Raw genomic sequence first — 24,221 nt, forward strand, 5'->3', positions numbered from 1 at the left:
GTCACCGCCGCCCCTTGCGCGGCGGTTACGGCAGTGGTCGAGACCACTGGCGCCCGGACAGCGCGTTGACCGCGCGCCCGGCGCACGCGAGGCTCGGAGCCCCCCATTCGTACGGTACGGAGGCCCGATGCTCAGACGTACGGTCAGACTCATCCTCAGCATTGCCATGATCGCGGCGGCAGGTGTCGTCGGCACGGTCGCGACCGCCGGCACCGCGCAGGCGGACTCGTGCTACACCTGGAACCGCACGCTCTCGGAAGGCGCGTCCGGCTCCGACGTCACCCAGTTGCAGATCCGGGTGGCGGGCCACGTGACGTCCGGTGAGACCCTCGCCATCGACGGCAACTTCGGCCCCCGCACCAAGGCCGCCGTCGCCAAGTTCCAAAGTGCGTACGGGCTCGCCTCGGACGGCGTCGCGGGCCCCAACACGTTCAGCAAGATCTACAGCCTGCAGGACGCCGACTGCACGCCGGTGCACTTCACCTTCCCCGAACTGAACAAGTGCAACTCCACCTGGGGCGGTGGTGCGGTCTCCGCGGCGACGGCCAAGGAGAACGCCAAGCGCACCATGTGGAAGCTGGAGGCGATGCGGCACGCCCTGGGCGACGTGCCGATCAACATCAGCAGCGGCTTCCGTTCCGTCTCGTGCAACAACGCGGTCGGTGGCGCCTCGAACAGCCAGCATCTGTACGGCACGGCGGCCGACCTCGTCGGCTCCCCGTCGTTCTGCAGGCTCGCCCAGCAGGCGCGTACCCACGGCTTCGGCGGGATCCTCGGTCCCGGCTACCCGGGCCACAACGACCACACGCACGTGGACGGCCGGTCTTCGCGCTACTGGTCCGCTCCCTCCTGCGGCATCTGACCGCCGGAGACCGCAGCAGCGCGGCAACGGCGCCGCAGCAGCGGGCAGTCGCCGGCCGGATCCGCCCCGCGGGTCCGGCCGGCGCGCTGCGTCCCGGGAGGCCGTCTCCCCGAAGACCGCCCCTACTCCAGGCCGTCGTCTCAGAACTCGTCGTCGAAGGCGACCGAGCCCTCCACCGCCACCTGGTACGCGGACGGGCGGCGCTCGAAGAAGTTCGTCAGCTCCTGCACGTCCTGCAGCTCCATGAACGCGAACGGGTTCTGCGATCCGTACACGGGCGCGAAGCCCAGCCGGACGAGCCGCTGGTCGGCCACGCACTCCAGATACGCGCGCATCGAGTCGGTGTTCATCCCCGGCAGGCCCTCGCCGCACAGGTCCCGCGCGAACTGCAGCTCCGCCCGCACCGCCTCGTCGAGCATGTCGCGCACCTGCCGTCCCAGCTCCTCGTCGAAGAGGCCGGGCTCCTCCTCGCGGACCGTGTCGACCACGGAGAAGGCGAAGTTCATGTGCATGCTCTCGTCCCGGAACACCCAGTTGGTGCCGGTCGCGAGACCGTGCAGCAGGCCGCGGGAGCGCAGCCAGTAGACGTAGGCGAACGCGCCGTAGAAGAACAGGCCCTCGATGCAGGCGGCGAAGCAGATGAGGTTGAGCAGGAAGCGGCGGCGGTCCTCCCTGGTCTCCAGCCGCTCGATGTTCTCCACGGAGTCCATCCAGCGGAAGCAGAACTGCGCCTTCTCACGGATCGACGGGATGTTCTCCACGGCGGCGAAGGCCGCGGCCCGCTCGTCCGGGTCGGGGAGGTAGGTGTCGAGCAGCGTCAGATAGAACTGGACGTGCACGGCCTCCTCGAAGAGCTGGCGGGAGAGGTAGAGGCGGGCCTCCGGCGAGTTGATGTGCTTGTAGAGCGTGAGCACCAGGTTGTTCGCCACGATCGAGTCGCCGGTCGCGAAGAACGCCACCAGCCGGCCGATGAGGTGCTGTTCGCCCGGAGAGAGCTTGGCGAGGTCGGAGACGTCGGAGTGGAGGTCGACCTCCTCGACGGTCCAGGTGTTCTTGATGGCGTCCCGGTAGCGCTCGTAGAAGTCCGGGTAGCGCATGGGGCGCAGGGTCAGCTCGAAGCCGGGGTCGAGCAGGTTCTTCTCCTCGGCGGCGGTGGTCACTGGCATGCCTCGCAGGTCTCGGGGTTCTCCAGGGAGCAGGCGACGGCGTCGTCGGCGTGCGGCTGCTGCACGGGCAGGGGTACGGGGACGGGGCCCGCGGGTACGCCGGCGGGCCCGGCGGCGCGGGCCGAGCGGGCGATCCGGGTGGCCGGGCGCGAGCGCAGGTAGTACGTCGTCTTGAGCCCGGAGCGCCAGGCGTAGGCGTACATCGAGCTGAGCTTGCCGATGGTCGGCGCGGCCATGAAGAGGTTGAGAGACTGGGCCTGGTCGAGGTAGGGCGTACGGGCCGCGGCCATGTCGATCAGCGCGCGCTGCGGCAGCTCCCACGCCGTGCGGTACCGCGAGCGGACCTCCTCGGGGATCCAGGTCAGCTCCTGGACGGACCCCTCGTGCTCGCGCAGCGCCTCGCGGGTCTGCGCGTCCCATACCCCGAGCTCCTTCAGCTCGGCCACGAGGTAGGAGTTGACCTGGAGGAACTCGCCGCTCAGCGTCTCGCGCTTGAAGAGGTTGGAGACCTGCGGCTCGATGCACTCGTAGACGCCGGCGATGGAGGCGATCGTCGCGGTCGGCGCGATGGCCAGCAGCAGCGAGTTGCGCAGACCGCTCGCGGCGATCCGGGCACGCAGCGCGGTCCAGCGCTCCGGCCAGGTCACGTCGGCCTCGGGGTAGTGGTCGGGGTGCAGCACGCCGCGGGCCGCGCGGGTGCGCGACCAGGCCGGGTGCGCGCCGTGCCGCTCGGCGAGGCCGGCGGACGTGGCGTACGCGGCGAGCATGATGCGCTCGGCGATCCGTGTGGACAGCGCGCGTGCCGCGGGGGAGTCGAACGGCAGCCGCAGCCGGAAGAAGACGTCCTGCAGGCCCATCACGCCCAGGCCCACGGGCCGCCAGCGGGAGTTGGACGCGGCGGCCTGCCCGGTGGGGTAGAAGTTGATGTCCACGACGCGGTCGAGGAACGTCACGGCGGTACGGACCGTCGCGTCCAGCTTCTCCCAGTCCATCGCCTCCTCCCAGCCGCCGGCGGGGTCGCCCAGATGGGCGGCGAGGTTGACCGAACCCAGGTTGCACACCGCGGTCTCGCCGTCGTCGGAGACCTCCAGGATCTCGGTGCACAGGTTCGAGGAGTGCACGACGGCACCGGGCTCGGCCGTCTGGTTGGCGGTGCGGTTGGCGGCGTCCTTGAACGTCATCCAGCCGTTGCCGGTCTGGGCGAGGGTACGCATCATCCGGCCGTACAACTGCCGTGCGGGGACCTGCCTGACGTACCGGCCTTCGGCCTCCGCGCGCGCGTACGCCGCGTCGAACGTCTCGCCGTACAGGTCGGTCAGCTCGGGTACGTCGGCGGGCGAGAAGAGCGACCAGAGGCCGTCGGCCTCGACGCGGCGCATGAACTCGTCCGGGATCCAGTGCGCGAGGTTGAGGTTGTGGGTACGGCGCGCCTCCTCGCCGGTGTTGTCCCGCAGCTCCAGGAACTCCTCGACGTCGGCGTGCCAGGGCTCCAGGTAGACGCAGGCGGCGCCCTTGCGCTTGCCGCCCTGGTTCACGGCGGCGACGGAGGCGTCCAGGGTGCGCAGGAACGGGACGATGCCGTTGGAGTGGCCGTTGGTGCCGCGGATCAGCGACCCGCGGGCGCGGACGCGGGTGAAGGGGATGCCGATGCCGCCGGAGTGCTTGGAGAGCCGGGCGACCTGGTGGTAGCGCTCGTAGATGGAGTCCAGCTCGTCGCGCGGGGAGTCCAGCAGGTAGCAGGACGACATCTGCGGGTGGCGGGTGCCGGAGTTGAAGAGCGTGGGGGAGGAGGGCAGGTAGCCCAGGCGGCTCATCAGCCCGTACAGCTCGGCGACTTCGCCCAGAGCGGCGTCGGACTCGTCGGCGGCCAGACCGCAGGCGACGCGCAGGAAGAAGTGCTGGGCGGTTTCGATGACGGCGCGTTCGGTCGGGTGGCGCAGCAGATAGCGGGTGTACACGGTACGCAGGCCGAAGTAGCCGAAGAGGTCGTCGCGGCCCTCGGCGGCGGCCTCGTCCACCAGGGCGTCGAGGCGGGCGGCGTGCCGCCGGACGAAGGCGGCGGTGCCGTCGGCGACGAGGCCTTCGCGGTGGCCCACGGCGATCGAGGCGGAGAAGCTCGTGGCGCCCTGGCCGGCGGCCTCCTCGGCGACGGCCCGGGTCAGCAGCCGGGCGGCCAGCCGCGCGTACTCGGGCTCCTCGGCGATCAGCGCCGCCGCCGCCTCGGTGGCCAGCTCCCGCAGCTCCGCCTCGCCGGAGCCCGGGTGCCGGCCCCGCAGCGCGCCGGCCGCGACCCGGTCCGGGGCGGTGGCGGGCAGGTCCGCGGTCAGCTCGGCGAGGGTGCGGGCGAGCGCGGCGGCGGGGCCGTCGTCCGCTCGGGGGGTGGCTGAGGCGGGCTCCGTGAGCGCGGCCGGTGGTGCGATCGTCAAGGTGCTGCTCTCCCTCGCTCGGCGGGGCCGCGCGGGAGAGAGGCGGTACGGGCGCACGCGGGGTCCCCGCAGCGCGCAGGGCGCGCGTGCACCGTGCCCCCATCCGAACACCGCCGGGAGCGGACCCGCTTGCGTCCGTGAGCCCAATCCGCGAGACCCGGACGTCATCGACAGCCGCCGGAGGTGTTCGGGCTCGCGACGTACCGACCCGCCGGCGCGCGGCGGGGCAGGGCGCTACGTCGCTTACCGTTGCGGGACAGCTCCGGACTTCCACCGGATTCCCCTGCGTCGGCAGCTAGGAAGAGCATACATCTAGTGGCTCGTCAGGGAAGTGCCCCTATATGTTGTGTCGCCTGCCGGTCGGGCGTCAGAGGTCCGCGACGAAGGCCCAGAGCGGCAGACCGGGCAGCGGCATCCAGTCGCGCTCCGGTGTGCGGACGAACCCCAGCCGCCCGTACAGCCGGTGGGCCGTCGCCATCTCCGGGGTGCTGGACAGCACCATCCGGTGCGCGCCCAGCTCCCGGGCGCGGTCCAGACAGGCCCGTACGAGCGCCTCGCCCACGCCCCGGCCGCGCGCCTCCCGGGAGACCGCCAGCATCCGGAACTCGCCCTCCGCGGGCCCGCTCAGCTCCGCGAACGGCGACCCCGCCGTCACGAAGGTCACACTGCCGAGTATCCGCCCGCCGTCCGGCCGGCCGTCGCCGTCGACCGCGACCAGCACCTCCGCGTGCTCCGCCGTCGCCCGGCGGGCCACGTCGCGCAGCTCGTGCACGTACTCGTCGGCCTCGCCGAACGTCAGCAGCCCGTCCGCCAGATACGCCTCGGCGACCAGGTCGCCCGCCCGCTCGTACTCCCCCGGCCGTACCGGCCGCACCGTGAAGTCCATCCTCCGAGTCTGCCCTGTGCCACCGACAACGGGCCGCCGCCCCCGGAAGCCGGGGACGGCGGCCCGTCCGTCTGCGGCATCGGCCGCACCGCTCTCAGCAGCAGCGGAAGCCCTTGCGCGGGTCGTCGCCCGCGTCCGTGCGCATCCGCTCGAACGCGCGCCGGGTGGGCACCTCCGCCTCGGGGTCGTGCGCGCGCAGGTGCGCGACGTAGCGCTCGTAGGCCGTGTCGCCGATCACCTCGCGGACGTACCACCAGACCTTGCGCCCGGCCGCGGCCAGCGTCGCCGTCCCCGTCACGAGCCGCCTCCGTCGCGCGCACCGGCAGCGGCACCGGCGCCGGCGCCCGGTCCCGTGCCCGGCTTGAAGCCGCCGCCGCTGCCCAGCCCGGCCGCGGCCAGCTCCTCCTTCTCCTCCTTGGTCGCGATCAGTTGCGCCGGCGCGATGATCGACGACTCGTGGTACGGCTCCTCGTGGCTGACCACGGACTCCGGGTTACGCAGCGCCTTCACACACACCCGGGCCGCGTCCAGGATCACGACGACCACCAGCAGCGCGAAGACCGCGGAGAGCACCCCGTCGACCGTCGTGTTGGTGACGATCGTCTCGGCGTCCTCCAGCTCCTGCCCGGACAGCTTGCCGGAGTCGATGCCCTCCTGCGCCACGTCGCCCTGGGCGAAGAAGCCGACTCGCGGGTCGTCGGAGAACACCTTCTGCCAGCTCGCCGTGAGCGTGACCACCGCGACCCAGGCCAGCGGGATCCCCGTCACCCACGCCCACTTCAGCCGCCCCGACTTGATCAGCAGCGTGGTGCAGATCGTCAGCGCGACCGCGCCGAGCAACTGGTTGGTGATGCCGAAGAGCGGGAAGAGCTGGTTGATGCCGCCGAGCGGGTCGTTGACGCCGACCCACAGGAAGTAGCCCCACAGCCCCACCACGACCGCGCTGGTGCCGATGAGCCCCGGCCACCAGCTCACGCGCTTGAGCGGCTTGTAGACGTTGCCGAGGGTGTCCTGGAGCATGAAGCGGCCCACCCGGGTACCCGCGTCGAGCGCGGTGAGGATGAACAGCGCCTCGAACATGATCGCAAAGTGGTACCAGAACGCCTTGAGACTGTCCCCGGTCACGCTGGAGAAGATCTCCGAGACCCCCAGGGCGAACGTCGGTGCGCCGCCGGTACGGGAGAGCAGCGACGGCTCCTCGACGGAGTCGGCCGCCGCCTGCAGGGCCGCCGGCGTGATCTCCCAGCCGAGGCCCTGGATCGCCTCCGAGGCCGACTGGGCGGTGTCGCCGATCACCGTGGGCGCGGAGTTCATCGCGAAGTAGAGCCCCGGGTCCAGCACGCACGCGGCGATCATCGCCACGATCGCCACGGAGGACTCCATCAGCATGGACCCGTAGCCGATCATCCGCACCTGCGTCTCCTTCTGCACCATCTTGGGTGTGGTGCCGGAGGAGATGAGGGCGTGGAAGCCCGACAGGGCGCCGCAGGCGATGGTGATGAAGACGAACGGGAAGAGCGAGCCGGCGAAGACCGGTCCGGTGCCGTCCTTGGCGAAGTCGGTGACGCCCTCCATCTTCAGCGTCGGCGCGGCCACGAGCACGCCGATGAAGAGCAGCGCGATGGTGCCGAGCTTCATGAACGTCGACAGGTAGTCGCGGGGCGCGAGCAGAGTCCACACCGGCAGCACCGAGGCGATGAAGGCGTAGATCACCATCCAGATGACCAGCGACTCCTTGCTCAGCGTGAACGTGTCCGCGAGCGAGGACTCGGCCACCCACCGGCCCGCGATCAGCGCGAGCAGCAGCAGCGCGATGCCGATCAGCGACACCTCGGCGACCCGGCCCGGCCGGATCATCCGCAGGTAGAAGCCCATGAACAGGGCGATCGGGATCGTCATGCCGATCGAGAAGGTGCCCCAGGGGGACTCCGCCAGCGCGTTGACGACGACCAGCGCCAGCACCGCCAGCAGGATGATCATGATCGCGAAGACGGCGAGCAGCGCGGCGGCACCGCCCACCGGGCCGATCTCCTCGCGCGCCATCTGGCCCAGGGACCGGCCGTTGCGCCGGGTGGAGAAGAACAGCACCACCATGTCCTGGACCGCGCCGGCGAAGATCACGCCCGCGACGATCCAGATCGTGCCCGGCAGGAAGCCCATCTGCGCCGCCAGCACCGGACCGACCAGCGGACCGGCGCCGGAGATCGCGGCGAAGTGGTGGCCGAGGAGCACCCGGCGGTCCGTGGGCTGGAAGTCGATGCCGTTGTCGAGCCGCTCGGCGGGGGTGGCGCGCGTCCTGTCGGCCTTGAGCACGCGGTAGGCGATGAACTTGGAGTAGAAGCGGTAGCCGATGGCGTACGAGCCGAGGGCCGCGGCCACCATCCAGGCCGCGGAGACCTCCTCGCCCCGGGAGAGCGCCAGAACCGTCCACCCGAGGGCGCCCACCAGGGCGACGACGGTCCAGAGGATCACGCTCTTCGGATCCGGGCGCGGCCTTCGCGGCGCGTCCGGGGGTGCTTGCACAGTCATGGCGGCTCCGTCCCCTGAGCTCTCACTCTTTTGCAATGCGCTCGAAATGTAGAGCAGGGGCAGGCTGCCGTCACTAGGGTGCGCCGTCGCTATCCGATCACGAAAGTCCCCGGCCGGGGCGCTGCCGGCCGCCGGAGGCCGCGGCGGACCCGGCCCGGCGCCGGGTCCGCCGCCGCGAGGCCGCTCAGCCCACCGGGCGGCGCAGGCGGGCGACGAACTTGTACCGGTCGCCCCGGTAGACCGACCGGACCCACTCCACCGGCTCGCCCTGGGTGTCGACGGAGTGGCGCGAGAGCATCAGCATCGGCAGGCCCGTGTCCGTGCCCAGCAGCCCGGCCTCGCGGGGCGTGGCGAGCGAGGTCTCGATGGTCTCCTCGGCCTCGGCCAGGTGGACGTCGTAGACCTCGGCGAGCGCGGTGTAGAGCGAGGAGTGCTTGACCAGGCTGCGGCGCAGCGCGGGGAAGCGCTTGGCCGACAGGTGGGTGGTCTCGATGGCCATCGGCTCGCCGTTGGCCAGGCGCAGCCGCTCGATGCGCAGCACGCGCCCGCCGGCGGTGATGTCGAGCCGCTCGGCGAGCTGGTCGCCCGCGGTGACGTAGCCGATGTCCAGGAGCTGCGAGGTGGGTTCGAGACCCTGGGCACGCATGTCCTCGGTGTACGAGGTCAGTTGGAGGGCCTGCGAGACCTTGGGCTTGGCCACGAACGTGCCCTTGCCCTGGATCCGCTCCAGCCGCCCCTCCACGACCAGCTCCTGCAGCGCCTGGCGCACGGTCGTACGGGAGGTGTCGAACTCGGAGGCGAGCGTACGCTCCGGCGGCACGGGCGTGCCGGGAGGAAGGGTCTCGGTCATCTCCAGCAAATGCCGCTTGAGCCGGTAGTACTTGGGCACACGGGTGGTCCGCCCGGTGTTCCCCCCGGCACGTCCCGGCTCGTCGGCTGCCGGTACCGTCGCAGCCGGCGTTCCCTCGGCCGGTCCGGCGTTCGTCCTCATGACTCCTCCGTCTGGTAGCGGCTCACATCCTGGCACGGCTCGTCACCCGTCGGTGCCTCGCGGGGTGACGGGATGGCTCACATGTCGGTCCGGTAACGGAAGCCGGACCGGCAGGCCGCACACCCTTGACACCCTCATTGGTCTAGGCCAGGCTTCGTTCCACGATTGGTCCAGACCAAGACCGTCAACCTGGTCTAAACCATTAAAGACCACAAGTCCACTCCACGGGCAGGGTCCGGGAGCAAGGACTTTTCGGTGGCGAATCGCCGGCGAAAGACGGCAGCGGGGGCGTGGGCCGGCATGTTGAGGAGGGTGACGTGAAGCGCACGGCGGTAGCGGTGCTGGCGGCGGCTGGCCTGGTGGCAAGCCTCGCCGCCTGCGGTTCTGACGATGGTGGCGACGACGGCTCCCAGGGGAGCGGCCCCGGGTCGTTCAAGGGCGAGACGCTCACCTTCTGGGCCATGGACGGCTCCACACCGGACGACTGGCTGAAGGACGTCGAGGCCGAGTTCGAGAAGAAGACGGGCGCCACGCTCGCATACAAGGTGCAGCAGTGGAACGGCATTCAGCAGAAGCTGACCACCGCCCTGTCCGAGGAGAGCCCGCCCGACGTCATCGAGGTCGGCAACACCCAGACGCCCGCCTATGCGGCGACCGGCGGTCTGGCCGATCTGACAGAGCTTAAGGACGAGATCGGCACCGAGTGGACCGAGTCCCTCAACGAGTCGTCGATCTACGAGGGCAAGCAGTACGCCGTGCCGTGGTACTTCGCCAACCGCGTGGTGCTGTACAACAAGTCGATCTTCAAGGAAGCCGGTATCAAGGAGCTTCCCCGGACCCGTGACAACCTCTTCGCCGCGTTCGACAAGATCGAGAAGAACACCGACGCCGAGCCGATCTACATGCCCGGCCAGAACTGGTACTTCTTCGACGGCCTGCTCATCGGCCAGGACGCCGAGCTGGTGAAGCAGGACGGCGACACGTGGGTCTCCAACCTCTCCGACCCCAAGGTCGGGCAGGCCATGGAGATCTACAAGCAGTACGCCGACTACTCCACGGCGCCCAAGGACAAGGACGAGGCCACCCCGCAGCAGGGCGAGGTCTTCGGCAAGGGCAGGACCGGCGCGATCATCGGCATGGGCTGGGAGTCCGGCATCGCGATCGAGGCCAGCAAGGACAAGAACTTCGAGAAGGAGATCGGCTACTTCACCATCCCCGGTGAGACCGCCGACACCCCCGAGAGCGTCTTCCTCGGCGGCTCCAACCTGGCCGTCGCCGCGGGCAGCGAGAAGCAGGAACTCGCCCGGGAGTTCCTGAAGATCGTGCTCTCCGACAAGCATGAGGGCGCCCTCGCGGCGGCCAACGGCGTGATCCCCAACAAGGACGCGCTGCTGGCGAAGCTGGAGGGCAACGAGGCGGCCGAGGCCGCCGCGCCGGCCGCCGCCGTCGGCGGCACCACGCCGCTCATCCCCGAGTGGGGCGCGGTGGAGAACACCCCCAACCCCATCAAGTCCTACATGACCGCCTTCCTCAACGGCGACTCCCACGAGGAAGCCGCCGAATCGGTCGAGGGCGATCTCAACGAGCGCCTGGCACAGGAGTAAGCGTCATCGGGCGGGCGGGACCGGGAACGACCCGGCCCCGCCCGCACCCGCGGGTCCGAAACCACCTCGTCCCGAAGAGATCGCCGCATCATGACAGTGCAGACACCGAGGCCGGCCACCGAGAAGGCCCCAGGCCGCGCCCGTACGACACCGCCCCCACCGCCCGGACGCCACCCCAAGGCCCAGGGAACCGCCGGCACCCTCCCGTACCTGCTCCTGCTGCCCGCGCTGGTGCTCACCGTGGTGCTGCTCGGCTGGCCGCTGGTCAAGAACGGCATCCTGTCGTTCCAGCAGCTCGGCATGAAGGAGCTGATCCAGCACCTCACCGTATGGAACGGCGTCGACAACTACACCGACGCCCTCGGCGGCGAGGACTTCTGGCGCGTCACGCTCCGCACGATCGTCTTCACCGCGGTCAACGTCTCGCTCATCATGGTGCTCGGCACCCTGGTCGGGCTGCTGCTCGCCCGGCTCGGCCGCAGGATGCGGCTCACGCTGATGATGGCGCTCGTGCTCGCCTGGGCGATGCCCATCATCGCGGCCACCACCGTCTACCAGTGGCTGTTCGCGGAGCGCTACGGCGTCGTCAACTGGGTCCTGGACAAGCTCGGCTGGCACGCGATGGCCGACCACTCCTGGACCAGCAGCCAGTTCTCCACCTTCTTCGTGATCACGGTGATGCTCGTCTGGACGTCGGTCCCGTTCGTGGCGATCAACCTCTACGCCGCCACGACCACGATCGCCAAGGAGCTGTACGAGGCCGCTGGGCTCGACGGCGCCGGCGCGTGGCGCACCTTCACGTCGGTGACCCTCCCGTTCATCAGGCCGTTCCTGCTCGCCACCACGTTCCTGGAGATCATCTGGATCTTCAAGGCGTTCCCGCACGTCTACGCGATCAACGGCGGCGGGCCCGACCGGCTCACGGAGACGCTGCCCGTCTACGCCTTCGTCGAGGGCGTCGGCAACCAGCACTACGGCATGGGCGCGGCCATCTCCGTCCTCACCATCCTGGTCCTGATGGGGCTGACGTCGTACTACATCCGCTTGCTCATGAAGCAGGAGAGGGAAGACTCGTGAGGCGCTCGCTCTTCGGCCGCTTCTGGCCCAACGCGACGGCCCTGGTGCTGTTCGTCATCTTCCTCTTCCCCGTGTACTGGATGTTCGCCACGTCCCTCAAGCCGACCGGCGACATCATCAGTGAGGACCCGGTCTGGTTCCCCGTGGACCCGACCTTCGAGCACTACCGCACGGCCTTCGACGCCGACAACTTCTGGAACTTCTGGAGGAACTCGCTCACCGTGACCCTGCTGGCGGTCGGCTTCTCGCTGCTCATCGCGCTGCTGGCGGCCTTCGCCATCGCGCGGATGCGCTTCCGGGGCCGGACAAGCCTCATCCTGGTGTTCATGTTCGCGCAGATGGCGCCCTGGGAGGTCATGGTCATCTCGGTGTACATGCTGGTGCGCGACGCGGACATGCTGAACAGCCTGGTGCCGCTCACGCTCTTCTACACCGTGATGGTGCTGCCGCTGACCATCCTGACCCTGCGCAACTTCGTGGCAGCGGTGCCCAAGGACCTGGAGGAGGCGGCCATGGTCGACGGCGCCACCCGCACCCAGGCGTTCCGCAAGGTGATCTTCCCGCTGCTGGCGCCGGGCCTGATGGCCACCTCGCTCTTCGGCTTCATCACCGCCTGGAACGAGTTCCCGATGGTGCTGGTCCTCAACAAGGAGGCCGAGGCGCAGACCCTGCCGCTGTGGCTGTCGCAGTTCCAGACCCAGTTCGGCGACGACTGGGGCGCCACCATGGCCGCCGCGTCGCTGTTCGCCCTGCCCATCCTGCTGCTCTTCCTCTACCTCCAGCGCAAGGTCACCGCGGGCCTGACGGCCGGTGCCGTGAAGGGCTGACGTACCACCTCGTAAGCTGCGGCGGGACCACCCGTCGCGGGAAGGGACAGCACGACGGCCATGACGACACTCGCAGGGACCACCGACACCCTGACCCGGGACGCCCTCGCCGTACTGCAGCCGAGCTTCCTGGGCACCAAGCCCCCGGACTGGGTGCTGCGCCGCCTCGACGAGGGCCTGACCGGCGTCGGGCTCTTCGGCCGCAACATCGAAAATCCCGAGCAGGTCGCCCGGCTCACCGCCCGGCTGCGCGCCGTCCGGCCCGACGTGCTGGTGGCGATGGACGAGGAGGGCGGCGACGTCACCCGGCTCGAGGTGCGCACCGGCTCCTCGTTCCCCGGCAACCTCGCCCTCGGCGCCGTCGACGACCCCGGGCTGACCCGGGCCGTCGCCCGGGAACTGGGCCGCCGGCTCGCCGAGGTCGGCGTGAACCTGGACTGGGCACCGTCGGCCGACGTCAACTCCAACCCGGACAACCCGGTCATCGGTGTGCGTTCCTTCGGCACCGACCCCGCGCTCGTCGCCCGGCACACCGCCGCGTACATCGAGGGCCTGCAGGACGCGGGCGTCAGCGCCTGCGCGAAGCACTTCCCCGGTCACGGCGACACCAACGTCGACTCCCACCACGCCATGCCGCGCATCGACGTCCCCGTCGACGTGCTGCGCGAGCGCGAGCTGGTGCCGTTCCGGGCCGCCGTCGCCGCCGGCACCAAGGCGGTGATGAGCGCGCACATCCTGCTGCCCGCGCTGCGGACGGACGTGCCCGCCACGGTCAGCCCCGCGGTGCTCAGCGGCCTGCTGCGCGCCCCGGTGGCCGACGGCGGGCTCGGCTTCACCGGCCTGATCATCACGGACGCACTGGAGATGCAGGCCATCGCCGCGACGTACGGCATCGAAGGCGGTGCGGTACGGGCCGTCGCGGCCGGCGCCGACGCGATGTGCATCGGGGCCCGCGGCGACGAGGAGATCGTGCTGCGCACCCGCGACGCCCTGGTGGCCGCGGTGCGCGGCGGGGACCTGCCCGAGGAACGGCTCGCGGACGCCGCCGCCCGGGTACGGGCGCTGGCCGCCTGGTCGGCGGCGGCGTCCGGCGCGGTGGAGGGGATCGCGCCGGACCCCGGCGTCGGCCAGGCCGCGGCCCGCAGGGCGCTGCGCGTCACCGGCGCCGCCGGATACGAGCCGCCGGCCGGCCCGGTGTACGTGGCCGGGTTCACGCCGGTGGCCAGCATCGCGGTGGGCCAGGAGACCCCGTGGGGGGTCGGCGCGGAGCTGGAGCGCGAGTTGCCCGGCACCGAGTCCGCGGTCTTCGACGGCTCGGCGGCGGGCGCCGACGGCGGCGGCAGCGGGGCCACGGCGAGCCGGGAGGGTTTGTCGGCGCTGACCGCAAATGTACTCGCGGCGGCGGGTGATCGTAGGATCGTCGCAGTGGTGCGCGACGTCCACCGTCACCCCTGGATGGCGGATGCGCTCGACGCCCTGCTCACCGCCCGTCCCGACACCGTCGTGGTGGAGATGGGCGTGCCGCAGGCGCCGCCGCGCGGGGCGCCGCACATCGCGACACACGGTGCCGCCCGCGTCTGCGGACGCGCCGCCGCGGAGGTCATCACCGGCAAGGGCGCCGGGGCCTGACCGCCACCCGCCCCACCACCTGACACCGCACTACGGAGGCACTCCGCATGACTGCCGCCCAGCCGGGCCGGATCATGGCCGGCGAGATGGCCGAACAGCCCGAGGCCCTGCGCCGCGTCCTGGCGCACGGCGCCCCGGAGATCCGCAGGGTCGCCGAGGCGATCGCGGCCCGCGCGCCGCGCTTCGTCCTGCTCACCGCGCGGGGCACGTCGGACAACGCCGCGCTGTACGCCAAGTACCTGATGGAGATCCAGCTCGGACTGCCCTGCGGGCTGACGTCGATGTCCACCACGACGGCGTACGAGGCCAAGCAGGACCTCACCGACGTGCTGGTCATCACCGTGAGCCAGTCCGGCGGCTCGCCCGACCTCGTCGCCTCCACCCGGGCCGCCCGCGAGGTCGGCGCCATCACCCTGGCGGTGACGAACAACCCGGACTCGCCGCTGGCCGGGGTGAGCGAATACCACATCGACGTGCAGGCCGGCCCGGAGAAGGCGCTGCCGGCGACCAAGACGTACACCGCCTCCCTGCTGGCGCTCTACCTCTTCGTCGAGGGCATGCGCGGCGGGCGCGGCGAGGCCGCCGCGATGCTGCCGGAGCTGGCCGAGCAGATCCTCGCCCGGCAGGACGAGGTGAAGGCCCTGGCCCAGCGCTACCGCTTCGCCGAGCGGATGGTCCTCACCTCGCGCGGCTTCGGCTATCCGACGGCCAAGGAGGCGGCGCTGAAGCTGATGGAGACGTCGTACATCCCGGCGCTGTCCTACTCCGGCGCCGACCTGCTGCACGGTCCGCTGGCCATGGTCGACAACGTCTCGCCGGTCATCGCGATCGTCACCGACGGCCGCGGCGGCGAGGCGCTGCAGCCGGTGCTGGACCGGCTGCGCGACCGTGGCGCGGACCTCGTCGTCATCGGCCCCGGGGCGCAGGTCGACGCCGCCGCGGGGGGCTTCGCGCTGCCGACCGCCGGGGTGGCGGAGGAGGTCCAGCCGATCCTGGAGATCCTGCCGCTCCAACTGCTCGCGTACGAGGTCACCATCGCCCGCGGCCAGGACCCGGACGCGCCGCGTTCGCTGGCGAAGGTCACCCAGACGCGCTGAGCGCCCGGCCGGGACCGACCACGGCCCCGGCCCCCTCGCGGGGGCCGGGGCCGCTCGGTGTCCTGGACGGGGCTAGAGCAGCACGCCGCCGGAGACGTCGACGTACGTACCGGTGAGCGCCTTGGCGTCGCCGGAGACCAGGAACGCCACCGTGTCCGCGACCTCGCTGACGTCCGGGATCCGGCCGAGCGGCGACATCGCCGCCACGCCCGCCTTGGCGTCGTCGTTGTCGCGCAGCCAGGCCGCGTTCATGTCGGTGTCCAGGGCACCGGGCGCGACCGCGTTGACGGTGATGCCCCGCTCGCCCACGGACTTCGACAGGAACTTGGTGAAGGCGTCCACCGCGCTCTTCGACATCGTGTACGCCAGGAGCGTGGGCATCATCGCGGCGTGTGTGGCCACCGTGGAGACGTTGACGATGCGCCCGCCGTCCCGCAGCCGGGGCAGGCCCAGCTTGGTGACGAAGAACGGCGCCTTGGTGTTCACCGCGAACAACCGGTCGAAGTCGGCCTCCTCGGTGTCCTCGATGAGCGCCTGCAGGGCGGCACCCGCGTTGTTGACGAGGATGTCGAGCCCGTCCGCGTGCCGGTCGAACTCCGCCCACAGCGCCGCCGCGTCCCCCGGCACGCCCAGCTCGGCCCTGATCGCGAACGCCTCGCCCCCGGCCTCCTCTATCGCGGCGACGGTCTCCTTCGCCGCCGTCTCGTTGCTCCCGTAGTGCACGGCGACGCGCGCGCCGTCCCGTCCCAGCCGCTCCGCGATCGCCCTGCCGATACCGCGGCTTGCGCCCGTGACCAGTGCCGTCTTGCCAGTGAGCGCGCCCATGGCCGCGCCCCCCTTTCTGTAAAGGTCGCTACAGAAAGGACCGTATCACATTAGCTAGCGGGCGCTATAGAATTGCTGCCATGGCCACCAAGCAGCGTGGACGCCCCCGCTCCTTCGACCGCGAGGAGGCGCTGGAGAAGGCCCTGCACGCCTTCTGGCAGCAGGGCTACGAGGCCACGTCCGTCGCCGACCTCACCCGCCTCCTCGGCATCGGAGCGCCGAGCCTGTACGCCGCCTTCGGCGACAAGAAGGCGCTCTTCGACGCGGCGGTCGAGGCGTACGTGCGTACCGACAACGGCACGTTCATCGACCGCGCGATGGCCGAGGAGCCCACCGCCGTCGCCGCCTTCACGCGCATCCTGCGCGAGGCCGCGGTGGGCTACACCGCTCCGGGCCGCCCGCGCGGCTGCATGGTCCTCAGCGTCGGCGTGAGCGCCACCACGCCGGAGGTGGTGGAGAAGATGCGCGAGTTGCGGGAGCTGAACCTCGCCGCCATGACCGCGCGCGTCCAGGCCGACGTGACCGCCGGCGTGCTGCCTCCAGAGACCGACGCCGAGATGCTCGCCGGGTACGCCGGAGCCGTGCTCCAGGGCCTGTCGACGCAGGCCAGGGACGGTGCCCCCCGGGAGTTGCTGCTGCGGGTGGCGGAGGTCGCCGCGGCGGGGTTCGCGGCGAGCGCCGAGGGCCGCCAAGTCGGTACGTCAGGGGCGTAGACAGCCGGGAGTGGTCTAGTCCACAATGCTTGTCAGGCTTCCGCCCCTTCCGCACGACGGGGCGGAACGAGGCCCGAGACGTTCTCTGCCCTGACTGCGTCCCGGCCTCTTCACCGGCTGCGACGCCGCGGGGCCGCACACTCCGCGACGTGCGCACCGGTGCTTGGCTCCGGGCCGCGGTGCCGGACGGGTTGAGGGTCCCGGTCCAGGCATCGCGGCCCGAAGTGCGTTCCGGCTCCCGCCCGCGCCGCGGGTGCCGCGGCTGCCGGCGGCCGCGTCGTGACCTCGCCGGTAGGCTCCAGGTGTGCCGTCCATGAACGAACTCGTCCGCCGGCACACGGCGCTGAGCGAGACCGACCTGGAGTGGCTGCACCTCCTCGTTTCGGAGTGGCAGTTGCTCGCCGACCTGTCCTTCGCCGACCTCGTGCTGTGGGTCCCCACCGTCGACGGCGCCCGCTACGTCTCCGTGGCGCAGATGCGCCCGAACACCGGCCCCACCTCGTACCAGGACGACATGGTCGGCCACACCGTCCCGCGCGGCCGGCGTCCCATGCTCGACGCGGCCCTCGACGAGGGCCGGATCGTGCGCGAGGGCGACCCGGAGTGGCGCGAGGAGGTGCCCGTACGGATCGAGTCCATCCCCGTGCGCCGGGAGAGCCGTGTCCTGGGCGTCATCGCCCGCAACACCAACCTGCTGACCGTGCGCACCCCCAGCCGGCTGGAGCTGACCTATCTGCAGAGCGCCTCCGATCTCGCGCAGATGATCGCCGCGGGCGCGTTCCCCTACCCCGGCCAGCAGGGCGACACGGAGACCTCACCCCGGGTCGGCGACGGGCTCATCCGGCTCGACGCGGACGGCATCGTCCAGTACGCCTCGCCCAACGCACTCTCCGCCTACCACCGGCTCGGCCAGGCCGCCGACCTCGTCGGCCGCCACCTCGGCCAGGCGACCTCGGAACTGGCGGTCAGCAAGGAGCCGGTGGACGAGGCGCTGGTCAAGCTCGCCAGCGGGTGGGCGCCGCGGGAGGCGGAGGTGGAGGGCAACGGCGGCGTGATCCAGTTGCGGGCGATCCCGCTGAAGCCGCGCGGGACGCGCATCGGGTCGCTGGTGCTGCTGCGCGACGTCACCGAGATCCGGCGGCGCGAGCGCGAGCTGATGACCAAGGACGCCACCATCCGTGAGATCCACCACCGGGTGAAGAACAACCTGCAGACCGTCGCCGCCCTGCTGCGGCTGCAGTCGCGCCGGCTGGCCGCCGAGGACCCCGACGGGCGGGCGCGGGCGGCGCTCGACGAGGCGGTACGACGGGTCGGGTCGATCGCCATCGTGCACGAGACGCTGTCGCAGAACCTCGACGAGACCGTGGAGTTCGACGAGATCGCCGACCGGGTGGTGGCGATGGTGGCGGAGATCAGCCCCGGCCGGGTGACGGGGCACCGCACCGGACGCTTCGGTGTGCTGCAGGCGGAAGTCGCCACGCCGCTGTCCATGGTGCTGACCGAGGTGCTGCAGAACGCCCTGGAACACGGCTTCGGGCCGGGGGAGTCGGGGCGCGTGGAGGTCGCCGCGCTGCGCTCCAGCGGACGGCGGGACAGCCGGCTGCTGGTCACCGTGCAGGACGACGGGCGAGGGCTGCCGGAGGGGTTCGACCCGGTGACGTCCGGAAGCCTGGGGCTGCAGATCGTACGCACGCTCGTCGAGGGCGAGTTGGCGGGCACGTTCTCGATGGCGCGGGCCCCGGAGGGGGGCACCCGGGTGGTGTTCGACATTCCCGTGCAACCCGAGAAGCGCTGACGCGCCGGGGACCGGCCGTACGCGGGTGGACGGCACGGGTGGACGGCCGCGGGCGCCGCCCGCGGCACCACGCGCCGGGACGGGCGGAAAAGCCGGATCAACGGGGAGTCGGATCAACGGGGGAGCCAGGGGTGTCAGGCAGCAAAAAGCCCCGGGCCGTCGGCTCCGGGGCTCTCAGGTGACTCGTGGTGCGGCTGCTGCGCTGCGGCTCGGGGAGAGCGGCGCCGTGGGTCCCACGGCGCCTTCGCGCATCCGGGGGGTGTCGGGTCAGGCGCTTGCCCTGCGCGCCCGGTTGCGGGCGGCGCGGCGCTTCATCGCGCGGCGCTCGTCCTCGCTGAGGCCACCCCAGACACCGGAGTCCTGACCGGACTCCAGCGCCCACTGCAGGCACTGCTCCATCACGGGGCAGCGACGGCAGACGGCCTTGGCTTCCTCGATCTGCAGCAGCGCAGGACCGGTGTTGCCGATCGGGAAGAAGAGCTCGGGGTCTTCCTCGCGGCAAACGGCGCTGTGACGCCAGTCCATGACTGCTCCATCTCTTCGCGTTGCTGTCGGTTGCTTGTGAATGTGAACGCTTTCACGAATCCTCCGACAAGTGAAGGGGTCCGACCAGATTTCCGGTGTGACCTTCAACATGTGGAGGGGGCGAGTGCGCCGGAGGGAGGTCCCTGAGGGGAGGCGTTCCGGCCGCCATGAAGAGGTTCGCAAACCTCAGCTTCGGATACAACCCCTTCCGGGAAGTTTCTTTGGATTCCTTGGTCTCAGTTGACTAAGGGCCCCACTTCCAGGGGGTGAGGCGCAGCCTAAACGTTCGACTGGAAGGACTTTCGGGTCTTCCACTCACACAATCACACGCAGTGCGCGCCGTACGCCTGTGAAGGTCACGCTCGTACGCAGTCCCAGGTGGTCACCGTCCATCTGGAAGGGCAGTGGCACCTGTGATTCCAAGGTGAAGTCGGTGAGATCGTGCAGGGACACCGCGTGCTTGCCGTGGGGCCCGCGCTCCGGCGAGGAGGTCAGCAACTGGGTCCCGTAGCGCAGCAGGGAGGGGGTGGAGAGGCGGGCGAGCCCCAGCACGTCGAGGGCGGTGTCAAAGGAGGCGCCGGGGGTCGCGTAGAGGGGACGGTTGCCCAGGTAGCTCCACGGCGAGGTGTTGCAGACGAGCGAGAGCACCAGGCCCTCGACGGGCTCCTGGGCCGGGCGCCGCAGCGTGATCGAGCCGTGCCGGCGGTCGCCCTCGCCGAGCCACTGGCGCAGCAACTGCCGGACGTAGAGCGGGTGCGTGGACTTCTTGCCGCGCTCGCGCTTCTGCTCGACGCGGCCGACGACGCCCGCGTCGAACCCCATGCCCGCGCAGAACGTGAACCAGCGCGCCGGCGCGCCCTCGTCGTCGGTGTCCGGGGTGCCGGAGGCGAGCCCGAGGCCGACGGTGCGTTCGCTGCCGGAGTGCATGGCGTCGAGCAGCGCGCCGGTGGCCTCGACCGCGTCGTTGGGCAGGCCGAGGGCGCGGGCGAAGACGTTCGTGGAGCCGCCGGGGACGACGGCGAGACGGGGCAGTTCCTCGGGCGCGGGGCCGTGGTGCAGCAGGCCGTTGACGACCTCGTTGACGGTGCCGTCGCCGCCGAGGGCGACGACGACGTCGATCCCGCCGCTGTCCGCCGCGTGCCGCGCGACGTCGCGGGCGTGGCCCCGGTATTCGGTGGTGACCGTCTCCAGCTTCAGATCGCTGGCGAGTGCGTGGATCAGCACGTCGCGGGTCCGGGCACTGGTGTCGGTGGCGGCGGGGTTCACCACGAGGAGCGCGCGCATGGCATGCAGGTTACCTACGGAAAAGTAGCCGGGCCCAGCCCCGGCACGGCGGGCGGCCGGCCCCCAGTAGGCTGGGGCGCATGAGCGGAACGCAGGGCCGGGGCGGGCGGAAGCAGGCGGCCCGGTCCGGGCGGGAGAAGACGGCCGGTCCGGGACGGAAGAAGGCTGCCGCCGCCGCCGCGGCCGATGCGGGTGCCGCGGCCGGGGCGCCGGGCGCTACGTCCGCCGAGCGCGGGAGCGCGGGGGACGCCGCCGGGAGCGGGACGGCCGGGCGTGCGCCGGGTAAGCGCGGCACGCAGCCGGCCACGGGGGAGACCCCCGGGCGGAAGCCGGCGGCGCCGAAGGACTCCGGGGCCGGCAAGGCCGCGGCGGACGGGGCGGAGACGTCCGCCGAGGAGCGGGGGCCACGACCGCCGCGGGTGACCGTGGCAGCCTTCCTGACCGCGATCGAAGGGCTCGTCATCGCCGTCCTCGGAGGCTACGAGCTGCTGCTCGGGATCGTCGGCGAACCGGACAGCACCCGTCAGGCCGTCTTCGGCGGACTCACCGTGCTGGCCCTCGGTGCGCTGCCGCTGGCCGCGGCGCACGGGCTGTGGCGGCAGCGCCGCTGGAGCCGTGGTCCTTCGATGATCACGCAGATCCTGGCGCTGCCGGTGGCCGTGGCGATGGCCTCCACGGGCGGCGTGATGCTGCCGCTGGGCCTCGCGGTGGGCGCGGTCGCGATGGCGGCGCTCGTCTGCGTGCTCAGCCCGAGCACGGCAGAGGCGCTGGGCGTGGGTCCGGGCCGGACGGCGTAGCACCGCGGCGCGGGAGGGGCGCAGGAGCGCGTACGGCCCGCCGCACGGCCCGTTCGGTACGAAGACCTCCCGTCCCCCCGCGGCAGGGCATCCGGGCGGCGGAGAACGGCGTACGGCGCCTCACGGGTCACGGCGGGGCGCACGCGCCCCGCCGCTCACTCCTCGACGAGCAGCCGCTCGCGCAACTGCGCCAGCGTGCGTGCCAGTAGCCGGGAGACGTGCATCTGCGAGATGCCGACCTCTTGGGCGATCTGGGACTGGGTCATGTTCCCGAAGAAGCGAAGCAGGAGGATCTTCTTCTCCCGCGGCGGCAGCTCCTCCAGCAGCGGCTTGAGCGACTCGCGGTACTCGACGCCCTCCAGGGCGTCGTCCTCCGCGCCGAGGGTGTCGGCGACGGCCGGAGACTCGTCGTCGGTGTCGGGGACGTCGAGGGAGAGCGTGGAGTACGCGTTCGCCGACTCCAGGCCCTCCAGGACCTCTTCCTCGGAGATGTTGAGTTTCTGCGCCAGTTCGTGCACCGTCGGCGCCCGGCCGTGCAACTGGGACAGCTCGGCGGTCGCGGAGGTCAGTGACAGCCGCAGCTCCTGCAGCCGCCGCGGCACCCGCACCGCCCAGCCCTTGTCGCGGAAGTGCCGCTTGATCTCGCCGACGACCGTGGGGGTCGCGTACGTCGAGAACTCCACGCCGCGGTCGGGGTCGAAGCGGTCCACGGACTTGATCAGGCCGATGGTGGCGACCTGGGTGAGGTCGTCCAGCGGCTCGCCGCGGTTGCGGAAGCGCCGGGCCAGATGCTCCACCAGCGGCAGGTGCATCTGCACGAGGGCGTTCCGCAGCTCGGCGTGCTCGGGGGAGTCCGCGGGCAGCTTGCGCAGCTCGTGGAACATCGCCCGCGCGCCGCTGCGGTCCTGCGGTTCACGCCTGTCGTGCTGCTGCAGTCCGTCCATGTGGTCCGCCCGCTCTCGCTCCGCCGCGGCCAGCCGGCCCTCGTCTCGCATCGGAACGCCCCTGACGTACGTCACGTCAGCCCCGGCGCCGCGCCGCGCTCCTTGAGCAGGCTGATCGTGACCGTGCGGTCGTCCCCCACGGTCGCGTCCACCCTGCCGGCGAGTGCGGACAGCACGGTCCACGCGAAAGTGTCGCGCTCGGGCGCCCGGCCGTCGGTGGTCGGCGCGGACACCGTCACCAGCAGCGCATCGTCCCCGAGCTGGAAGACGCACGTGAGAACGGAGCCGGGAACGGCCTGTTGGAGGAGGATGGCGCAGGCCTCGTCGACCGCGATGCGCAGATCCTCGATCTCGTCGAGCGTGAAGTCCAGGCGGGCAGCGAGCCCTGCCGTGGCGGTGCGGAGCACCGATAGGTACGCCCCCGCAGCCGGCAGCCGGACTTCGACGAAGTCCTTCGGACTGGGCTCGCCTTCGAACTGGGACACCCTCACCTCCAAGGTGCGTGGCGACTCTCTGCCATGGGAACGCCGGCCTGCCCTCCGTCACCGAGAGTAACGGACCGGCGTGGCAAATCGTTCGCCTGCGACGCTACCGCGTGCGATGAGCTGCTGTCTCCTGGACCGGAGAAGGCCACCCCATCCCGCGGCTGTCACTAATAGTAAACCCTCGTTACGCTCCGTGGCTAGGGCTTTCTCGTCCCAATTCCCGTGCGGTCACTCCGGGTTGCCATTATGTCAGGGCCCGCCGACAACTGCCGACCGGCTTCCCTCGTCCGGGCGACAACCGGGTCAGCCGGTGACGACCGCCGCGACCGTGGAGCCGGGCGGGAACGCGCCGTCGGCCGCGAGGGCGACGACGGCGTAGAGCATCTTCGCGACGTACACGGGTTCGGGGGTGAGTCCGTGGCGGGCGCTGAAGTCGGCGGCGAAGGCATCGAGTTCGGGGGAGCGGCGGGCGAAGCCGCCGAAGTGGAAGCCGTCCGCGAGGCGCCAGTCGCCGCGCCTGCCCCCGAACGCGGCGGTCTGCAGCCGTACGACGTCGGCACCGAGGAAGCCGCCCTTGAGCACCGGTATGCCGATCGCCCGCGCTCCCGCGGGCAGCCCGGCGGCCAGACCCGCGAGCGTGCCGCCCGTACCGCACGCGACCACCGCCGTCTGCGCCACGCCCGCGAGCTCGCGGCCGAGTCCGGCGCAGCCGCGGACCGCCGCCGCGTTGCTGCCGCCCTCCGGGATGAGCTGGAAGTCGCCGAACTCCGCGCGTAGTCCGGCGTGGAAGGCGGGGTCGGTGCGCCTCCGGTACGCCGCGCGCGAGACGAAGTGCAGCCGCATGCCGTCCGCCGCCGCCTGCGCGAGGGACGCGTTGAGCGGGCGCTCCGCCAGCTCGGCGCCCCGGACCACCCCGACCGTGCCGATGCCGAGCAGCCGGCCGGCGGCGGCGGTGGCCCGCAGGTGGTTGGAGTACGCGCCGCCGAACGTGAGCAGCGGCCTGCCGTCCCCGCCGGGGCAGCCGGCCGCGCGCCGCTCCAGGTTCGGCATCAGCTTGCGCCACTTGTTGCCCGGCAGTGCCGGGTGGATCAGGTCGTCCCGCTTGAGCAGCAGCCGTACGCCGCGGGCGGCGAGGCGGTCGTCCGCCACCTCTTCCAGCGGCGAGGGCAGCCGGGGGCTGAGCGCCGCAAGCCCGCCGGGCGGGCCGGCGGGCGGCGGGTCGCCGGACGGCGGAGTCGCGGGTCCGGAAGGCTTGGGCGCGTGCATGGAACGCTGCTCGCTGGCCGGCGGGGCCGGTGCCGGGCCTGCGGCCCGGCCCGCCCCGGGCTCAGCCGCGGGTGAGGAATCCGTCGCCGTGCTGGGCGACGTGTGCATGGACCGCCTGCAGGGCGTCCTGCACCTCCTGCGGTGAGCCGCTGCCGCGCTGCTCGTTGAAGTAGGCCGCGCCGAGCCGGCGCAGGAGGGCCTGGCCCTCGCGCTGCGCCTGCACCTCCCCGACCTTCTCCTTGCCCTGGTTGAGCGCGGTCTCCGCCTTCTCCTTCGCGCGGTCGATGAAGCTTGCCATGTCTGTCTCCTGACGAAGTCGCCTGACGTGCTGGGGTGGATTCTTCCGCTTCTACCGCTATGTTCCCAAGTATCCCGCGCGCCACTTTATGGATCAACGGTTCCCCGGGTCCGCCGGTTCCTGGGCGGGTTCCCGGCGACCGGGTGCGCAAGCATCCCGGCAGCGCGGGAACCGCGGGGGTGGCCCGGCAGGTCC

The 24,221-nt window shown here is 71.6% G+C and carries 22 protein-coding genes and 1 riboswitch; of the genes, 9 read left to right on the top strand and 13 right to left on the bottom strand.

Features of this window, described 5'->3' with window-relative positions; genetic code table 11:
• The first annotated feature begins 127 nt into the window (after window positions 1-127).
• Complete coding sequence (locus tag I003_RS0123200) at window positions 128-862, top strand: D-Ala-D-Ala carboxypeptidase family metallohydrolase (protein ID WP_027773701.1); 735 nt, start codon at window positions 128-130, stop codon at window positions 860-862.
• A gap of 140 nt (window positions 863-1,002) precedes the next feature.
• Here the strand turns inward: I003_RS0123200 and I003_RS0123205 are convergent, their stop codons facing one another.
• From I003_RS0123205 to I003_RS0123230, 6 genes are all read right to left on the bottom strand, one after another.
• Window positions 1,003-2,028, bottom strand: coding sequence for a ribonucleotide-diphosphate reductase subunit beta (locus I003_RS0123205; protein WP_037721511.1), 1,026 nt, complete (start codon window positions 2,026-2,028; stop codon window positions 1,003-1,005).
• The gene (locus I003_RS0123210; protein ID WP_027773703.1) at window positions 2,019-4,454 is read right to left on the bottom strand and encodes a ribonucleoside-diphosphate reductase subunit alpha; all 2,436 of its coding nucleotides are present in this window, start codon (window positions 4,452-4,454) and stop codon (window positions 2,019-2,021) included. Before I003_RS0123210 ends, I003_RS0123205 begins: the two co-directional genes overlap by 10 nt.
• Window positions 4,455-4,615: 161 nt before the next feature.
• A riboswitch (cobalamin riboswitch) is annotated at window positions 4,616-4,763 on the bottom strand.
• Between the two features lie 58 nt (window positions 4,764-4,821).
• Window positions 4,822-5,340, bottom strand: coding sequence for a GNAT family N-acetyltransferase (locus tag I003_RS0123215; RefSeq protein ID WP_027773704.1), 519 nt, complete (start codon window positions 5,338-5,340; stop codon window positions 4,822-4,824).
• A 94-nt stretch (window positions 5,341-5,434) separates the two neighbouring features.
• Window positions 5,435-5,638, bottom strand: coding sequence for a YbdD/YjiX family protein (locus I003_RS0123220; RefSeq protein ID WP_027773705.1), 204 nt, complete (start codon window positions 5,636-5,638; stop codon window positions 5,435-5,437).
• Window positions 5,635-7,869: a carbon starvation CstA family protein gene (locus tag I003_RS0123225; RefSeq protein WP_078564290.1), complete on the bottom strand. Its 2,235-nt coding sequence runs from the start codon at window positions 7,867-7,869 to the stop codon at window positions 5,635-5,637. Before I003_RS0123225 ends, I003_RS0123220 begins: the two co-directional genes overlap by 4 nt.
• Before the next feature lie 184 nt (window positions 7,870-8,053).
• Window positions 8,054-8,860, bottom strand: a complete 807-nt coding sequence (locus tag I003_RS0123230; protein ID WP_027773707.1) for a GntR family transcriptional regulator — start codon at window positions 8,858-8,860, stop codon at window positions 8,054-8,056.
• Window positions 8,861-9,177: 317 nt separating this feature from the next.
• On the opposite strand from I003_RS0123230, the gene I003_RS0123235 reads away from it, so the two are divergent.
• From I003_RS0123235 to I003_RS0123255, 5 genes are all read left to right on the top strand, one after another.
• Window positions 9,178-10,464: an extracellular solute-binding protein gene (locus tag I003_RS0123235; protein WP_027773708.1), complete on the top strand. Its 1,287-nt coding sequence runs from the start codon at window positions 9,178-9,180 to the stop codon at window positions 10,462-10,464.
• Between the two features lie 90 nt (window positions 10,465-10,554).
• Window positions 10,555-11,541: a carbohydrate ABC transporter permease gene (locus tag I003_RS0123240; protein WP_027773709.1), complete on the top strand. Its 987-nt coding sequence runs from the start codon at window positions 10,555-10,557 to the stop codon at window positions 11,539-11,541.
• Entirely contained in the window at window positions 11,538-12,368 is an 831-nt protein-coding gene (locus I003_RS0123245) for a carbohydrate ABC transporter permease (RefSeq protein WP_027773710.1), read from the top strand. The genes I003_RS0123240 and I003_RS0123245 overlap by 4 nt, the downstream gene beginning before the upstream one ends.
• A 60-nt stretch (window positions 12,369-12,428) precedes the next feature.
• Window positions 12,429-13,997 (top strand): glycoside hydrolase family 3 N-terminal domain-containing protein, encoded by a 1,569-nt coding sequence (locus tag I003_RS0123250; protein WP_027773711.1) that lies wholly within the window; start codon window positions 12,429-12,431, stop codon window positions 13,995-13,997.
• Window positions 13,998-14,044: 47 nt separating this feature from the next.
• Window positions 14,045-15,094, top strand: coding sequence for an SIS domain-containing protein (locus tag I003_RS0123255; protein WP_027773712.1), 1,050 nt, complete (start codon window positions 14,045-14,047; stop codon window positions 15,092-15,094).
• A 72-nt stretch (window positions 15,095-15,166) separates the two neighbouring features.
• Here the strand turns inward: I003_RS0123255 and I003_RS0123260 are convergent, their stop codons facing one another.
• The gene (locus I003_RS0123260) at window positions 15,167-15,919 is read right to left on the bottom strand and encodes an SDR family oxidoreductase (RefSeq protein ID WP_027773713.1); all 753 of its coding nucleotides are present in this window, start codon (window positions 15,917-15,919) and stop codon (window positions 15,167-15,169) included.
• An 80-nt stretch (window positions 15,920-15,999) separates the two neighbouring features.
• On the opposite strand from I003_RS0123260, the gene I003_RS0123265 reads away from it, so the two are divergent.
• Together I003_RS0123265 and I003_RS0123270 are read left to right on the top strand one after the other, a co-directional pair.
• On the top strand, window positions 16,000-16,632 hold the full coding sequence (locus I003_RS0123265; protein WP_027773714.1) for a TetR/AcrR family transcriptional regulator: 633 nt from the start codon (window positions 16,000-16,002) through the stop codon (window positions 16,630-16,632).
• A gap of 313 nt (window positions 16,633-16,945) precedes the next feature.
• Entirely contained in the window at window positions 16,946-18,427 is a 1,482-nt protein-coding gene (locus tag I003_RS0123270) for a PAS domain-containing sensor histidine kinase (RefSeq protein ID WP_027773715.1), read from the top strand.
• A gap of 267 nt (window positions 18,428-18,694) precedes the next feature.
• Here I003_RS0123270 and I003_RS0123275 read toward each other — a convergent pair whose 3' ends face one another.
• Both I003_RS0123275 and I003_RS0123280 read right to left on the bottom strand, forming a co-directional pair.
• Window positions 18,695-18,952, bottom strand: a complete 258-nt coding sequence (locus tag I003_RS0123275; RefSeq protein WP_018835069.1) for a WhiB family transcriptional regulator — start codon at window positions 18,950-18,952, stop codon at window positions 18,695-18,697.
• A gap of 315 nt (window positions 18,953-19,267) precedes the next feature.
• Window positions 19,268-20,236 (bottom strand): diacylglycerol kinase family protein, encoded by a 969-nt coding sequence (locus I003_RS0123280; protein ID WP_027773716.1) that lies wholly within the window; start codon window positions 20,234-20,236, stop codon window positions 19,268-19,270.
• 80 nt (window positions 20,237-20,316) lie between these two features.
• Here I003_RS0123280 and I003_RS37015 point away from each other — a divergent pair, with 80 nt between their 5' ends.
• Window positions 20,317-21,033: a hypothetical protein gene (locus tag I003_RS37015; RefSeq protein WP_027773717.1), complete on the top strand. Its 717-nt coding sequence runs from the start codon at window positions 20,317-20,319 to the stop codon at window positions 21,031-21,033.
• 155 nt (window positions 21,034-21,188) lie between these two features.
• Here the strand turns inward: I003_RS37015 and I003_RS0123290 are convergent, their stop codons facing one another.
• The 4 genes from I003_RS0123290 to I003_RS0123305 all read right to left on the bottom strand — a co-directional run bounded on the left by I003_RS0123290 (window position 21,189) and on the right by I003_RS0123305 (window position 24,026).
• Window positions 21,189-22,160 carry an RNA polymerase sigma factor SigF gene (locus tag I003_RS0123290; RefSeq protein ID WP_486584346.1) on the bottom strand — a complete coding sequence of 324 codons (972 nt, stop codon included), beginning with the start codon at window positions 22,158-22,160 and terminating at the stop codon, window positions 21,189-21,191.
• On the bottom strand, window positions 22,049-22,462 hold the full coding sequence (locus I003_RS0123295) for an ATP-binding protein (RefSeq protein WP_027753975.1): 414 nt from the start codon (window positions 22,460-22,462) through the stop codon (window positions 22,049-22,051). Before I003_RS0123295 ends, I003_RS0123290 begins: the two co-directional genes overlap by 112 nt.
• Window positions 22,463-22,765: 303 nt before the next feature.
• Entirely contained in the window at window positions 22,766-23,728 is a 963-nt protein-coding gene (locus I003_RS0123300; RefSeq protein WP_027773719.1) for a pyridoxal-phosphate dependent enzyme, read from the bottom strand.
• Between the two features lie 61 nt (window positions 23,729-23,789).
• Window positions 23,790-24,026, bottom strand: a complete 237-nt coding sequence (locus I003_RS0123305) for a hypothetical protein (protein WP_027773720.1) — start codon at window positions 24,024-24,026, stop codon at window positions 23,790-23,792.
• Window positions 24,027-24,221 lie beyond the last annotated feature (195 nt).

This window comes from Streptomyces sp. CNQ329, from assembly GCF_000482585.1.

Coding starts and splice junctions, on each gene's coding strand:
- I003_RS0123200 (WP_027773701.1), top strand. CDS start 128: ATGCTCAGACGTACGGTCAGACTCATCCTCAGCATTGCCATGATCGCG.
- I003_RS0123205 (WP_037721511.1), bottom strand. CDS start 2,028: ATGCCAGTGACCACCGCCGCCGAGGAGAAGAACCTGCTCGACCCCGGC.
- I003_RS0123215 (WP_027773704.1), bottom strand. CDS start 5,340: ATGGACTTCACGGTGCGGCCGGTACGGCCGGGGGAGTACGAGCGGGCG.
- I003_RS0123225 (WP_078564290.1), bottom strand. CDS start 7,869: ATGACTGTGCAAGCACCCCCGGACGCGCCGCGAAGGCCGCGCCCGGAT.
- I003_RS0123230 (WP_027773707.1), bottom strand. CDS start 8,860: ATGAGGACGAACGCCGGACCGGCCGAGGGAACGCCGGCTGCGACGGTA.
- I003_RS0123240 (WP_027773709.1), top strand. CDS start 10,555: ATGACAGTGCAGACACCGAGGCCGGCCACCGAGAAGGCCCCAGGCCGC.
- I003_RS0123250 (WP_027773711.1), top strand. CDS start 12,429: ATGACGACACTCGCAGGGACCACCGACACCCTGACCCGGGACGCCCTC.
- I003_RS0123255 (WP_027773712.1), top strand. CDS start 14,045: ATGACTGCCGCCCAGCCGGGCCGGATCATGGCCGGCGAGATGGCCGAA.
- I003_RS0123260 (WP_027773713.1), bottom strand. CDS start 15,919: ATGGGCGCGCTCACTGGCAAGACGGCACTGGTCACGGGCGCAAGCCGC.
- I003_RS0123265 (WP_027773714.1), top strand. CDS start 16,000: ATGGCCACCAAGCAGCGTGGACGCCCCCGCTCCTTCGACCGCGAGGAG.
- I003_RS0123270 (WP_027773715.1), top strand. CDS start 16,946: ATGAACGAACTCGTCCGCCGGCACACGGCGCTGAGCGAGACCGACCTG.
- I003_RS0123275 (WP_018835069.1), bottom strand. CDS start 18,952: ATGGACTGGCGTCACAGCGCCGTTTGCCGCGAGGAAGACCCCGAGCTC.
- I003_RS0123280 (WP_027773716.1), bottom strand. CDS start 20,236: ATGCGCGCGCTCCTCGTGGTGAACCCCGCCGCCACCGACACCAGTGCC.
- I003_RS37015 (WP_027773717.1), top strand. CDS start 20,317: ATGAGCGGAACGCAGGGCCGGGGCGGGCGGAAGCAGGCGGCCCGGTCC.
- I003_RS0123300 (WP_027773719.1), bottom strand. CDS start 23,728: ATGCACGCGCCCAAGCCTTCCGGACCCGCGACTCCGCCGTCCGGCGAC.
- I003_RS0123305 (WP_027773720.1), bottom strand. CDS start 24,026: ATGGCAAGCTTCATCGACCGCGCGAAGGAGAAGGCGGAGACCGCGCTC.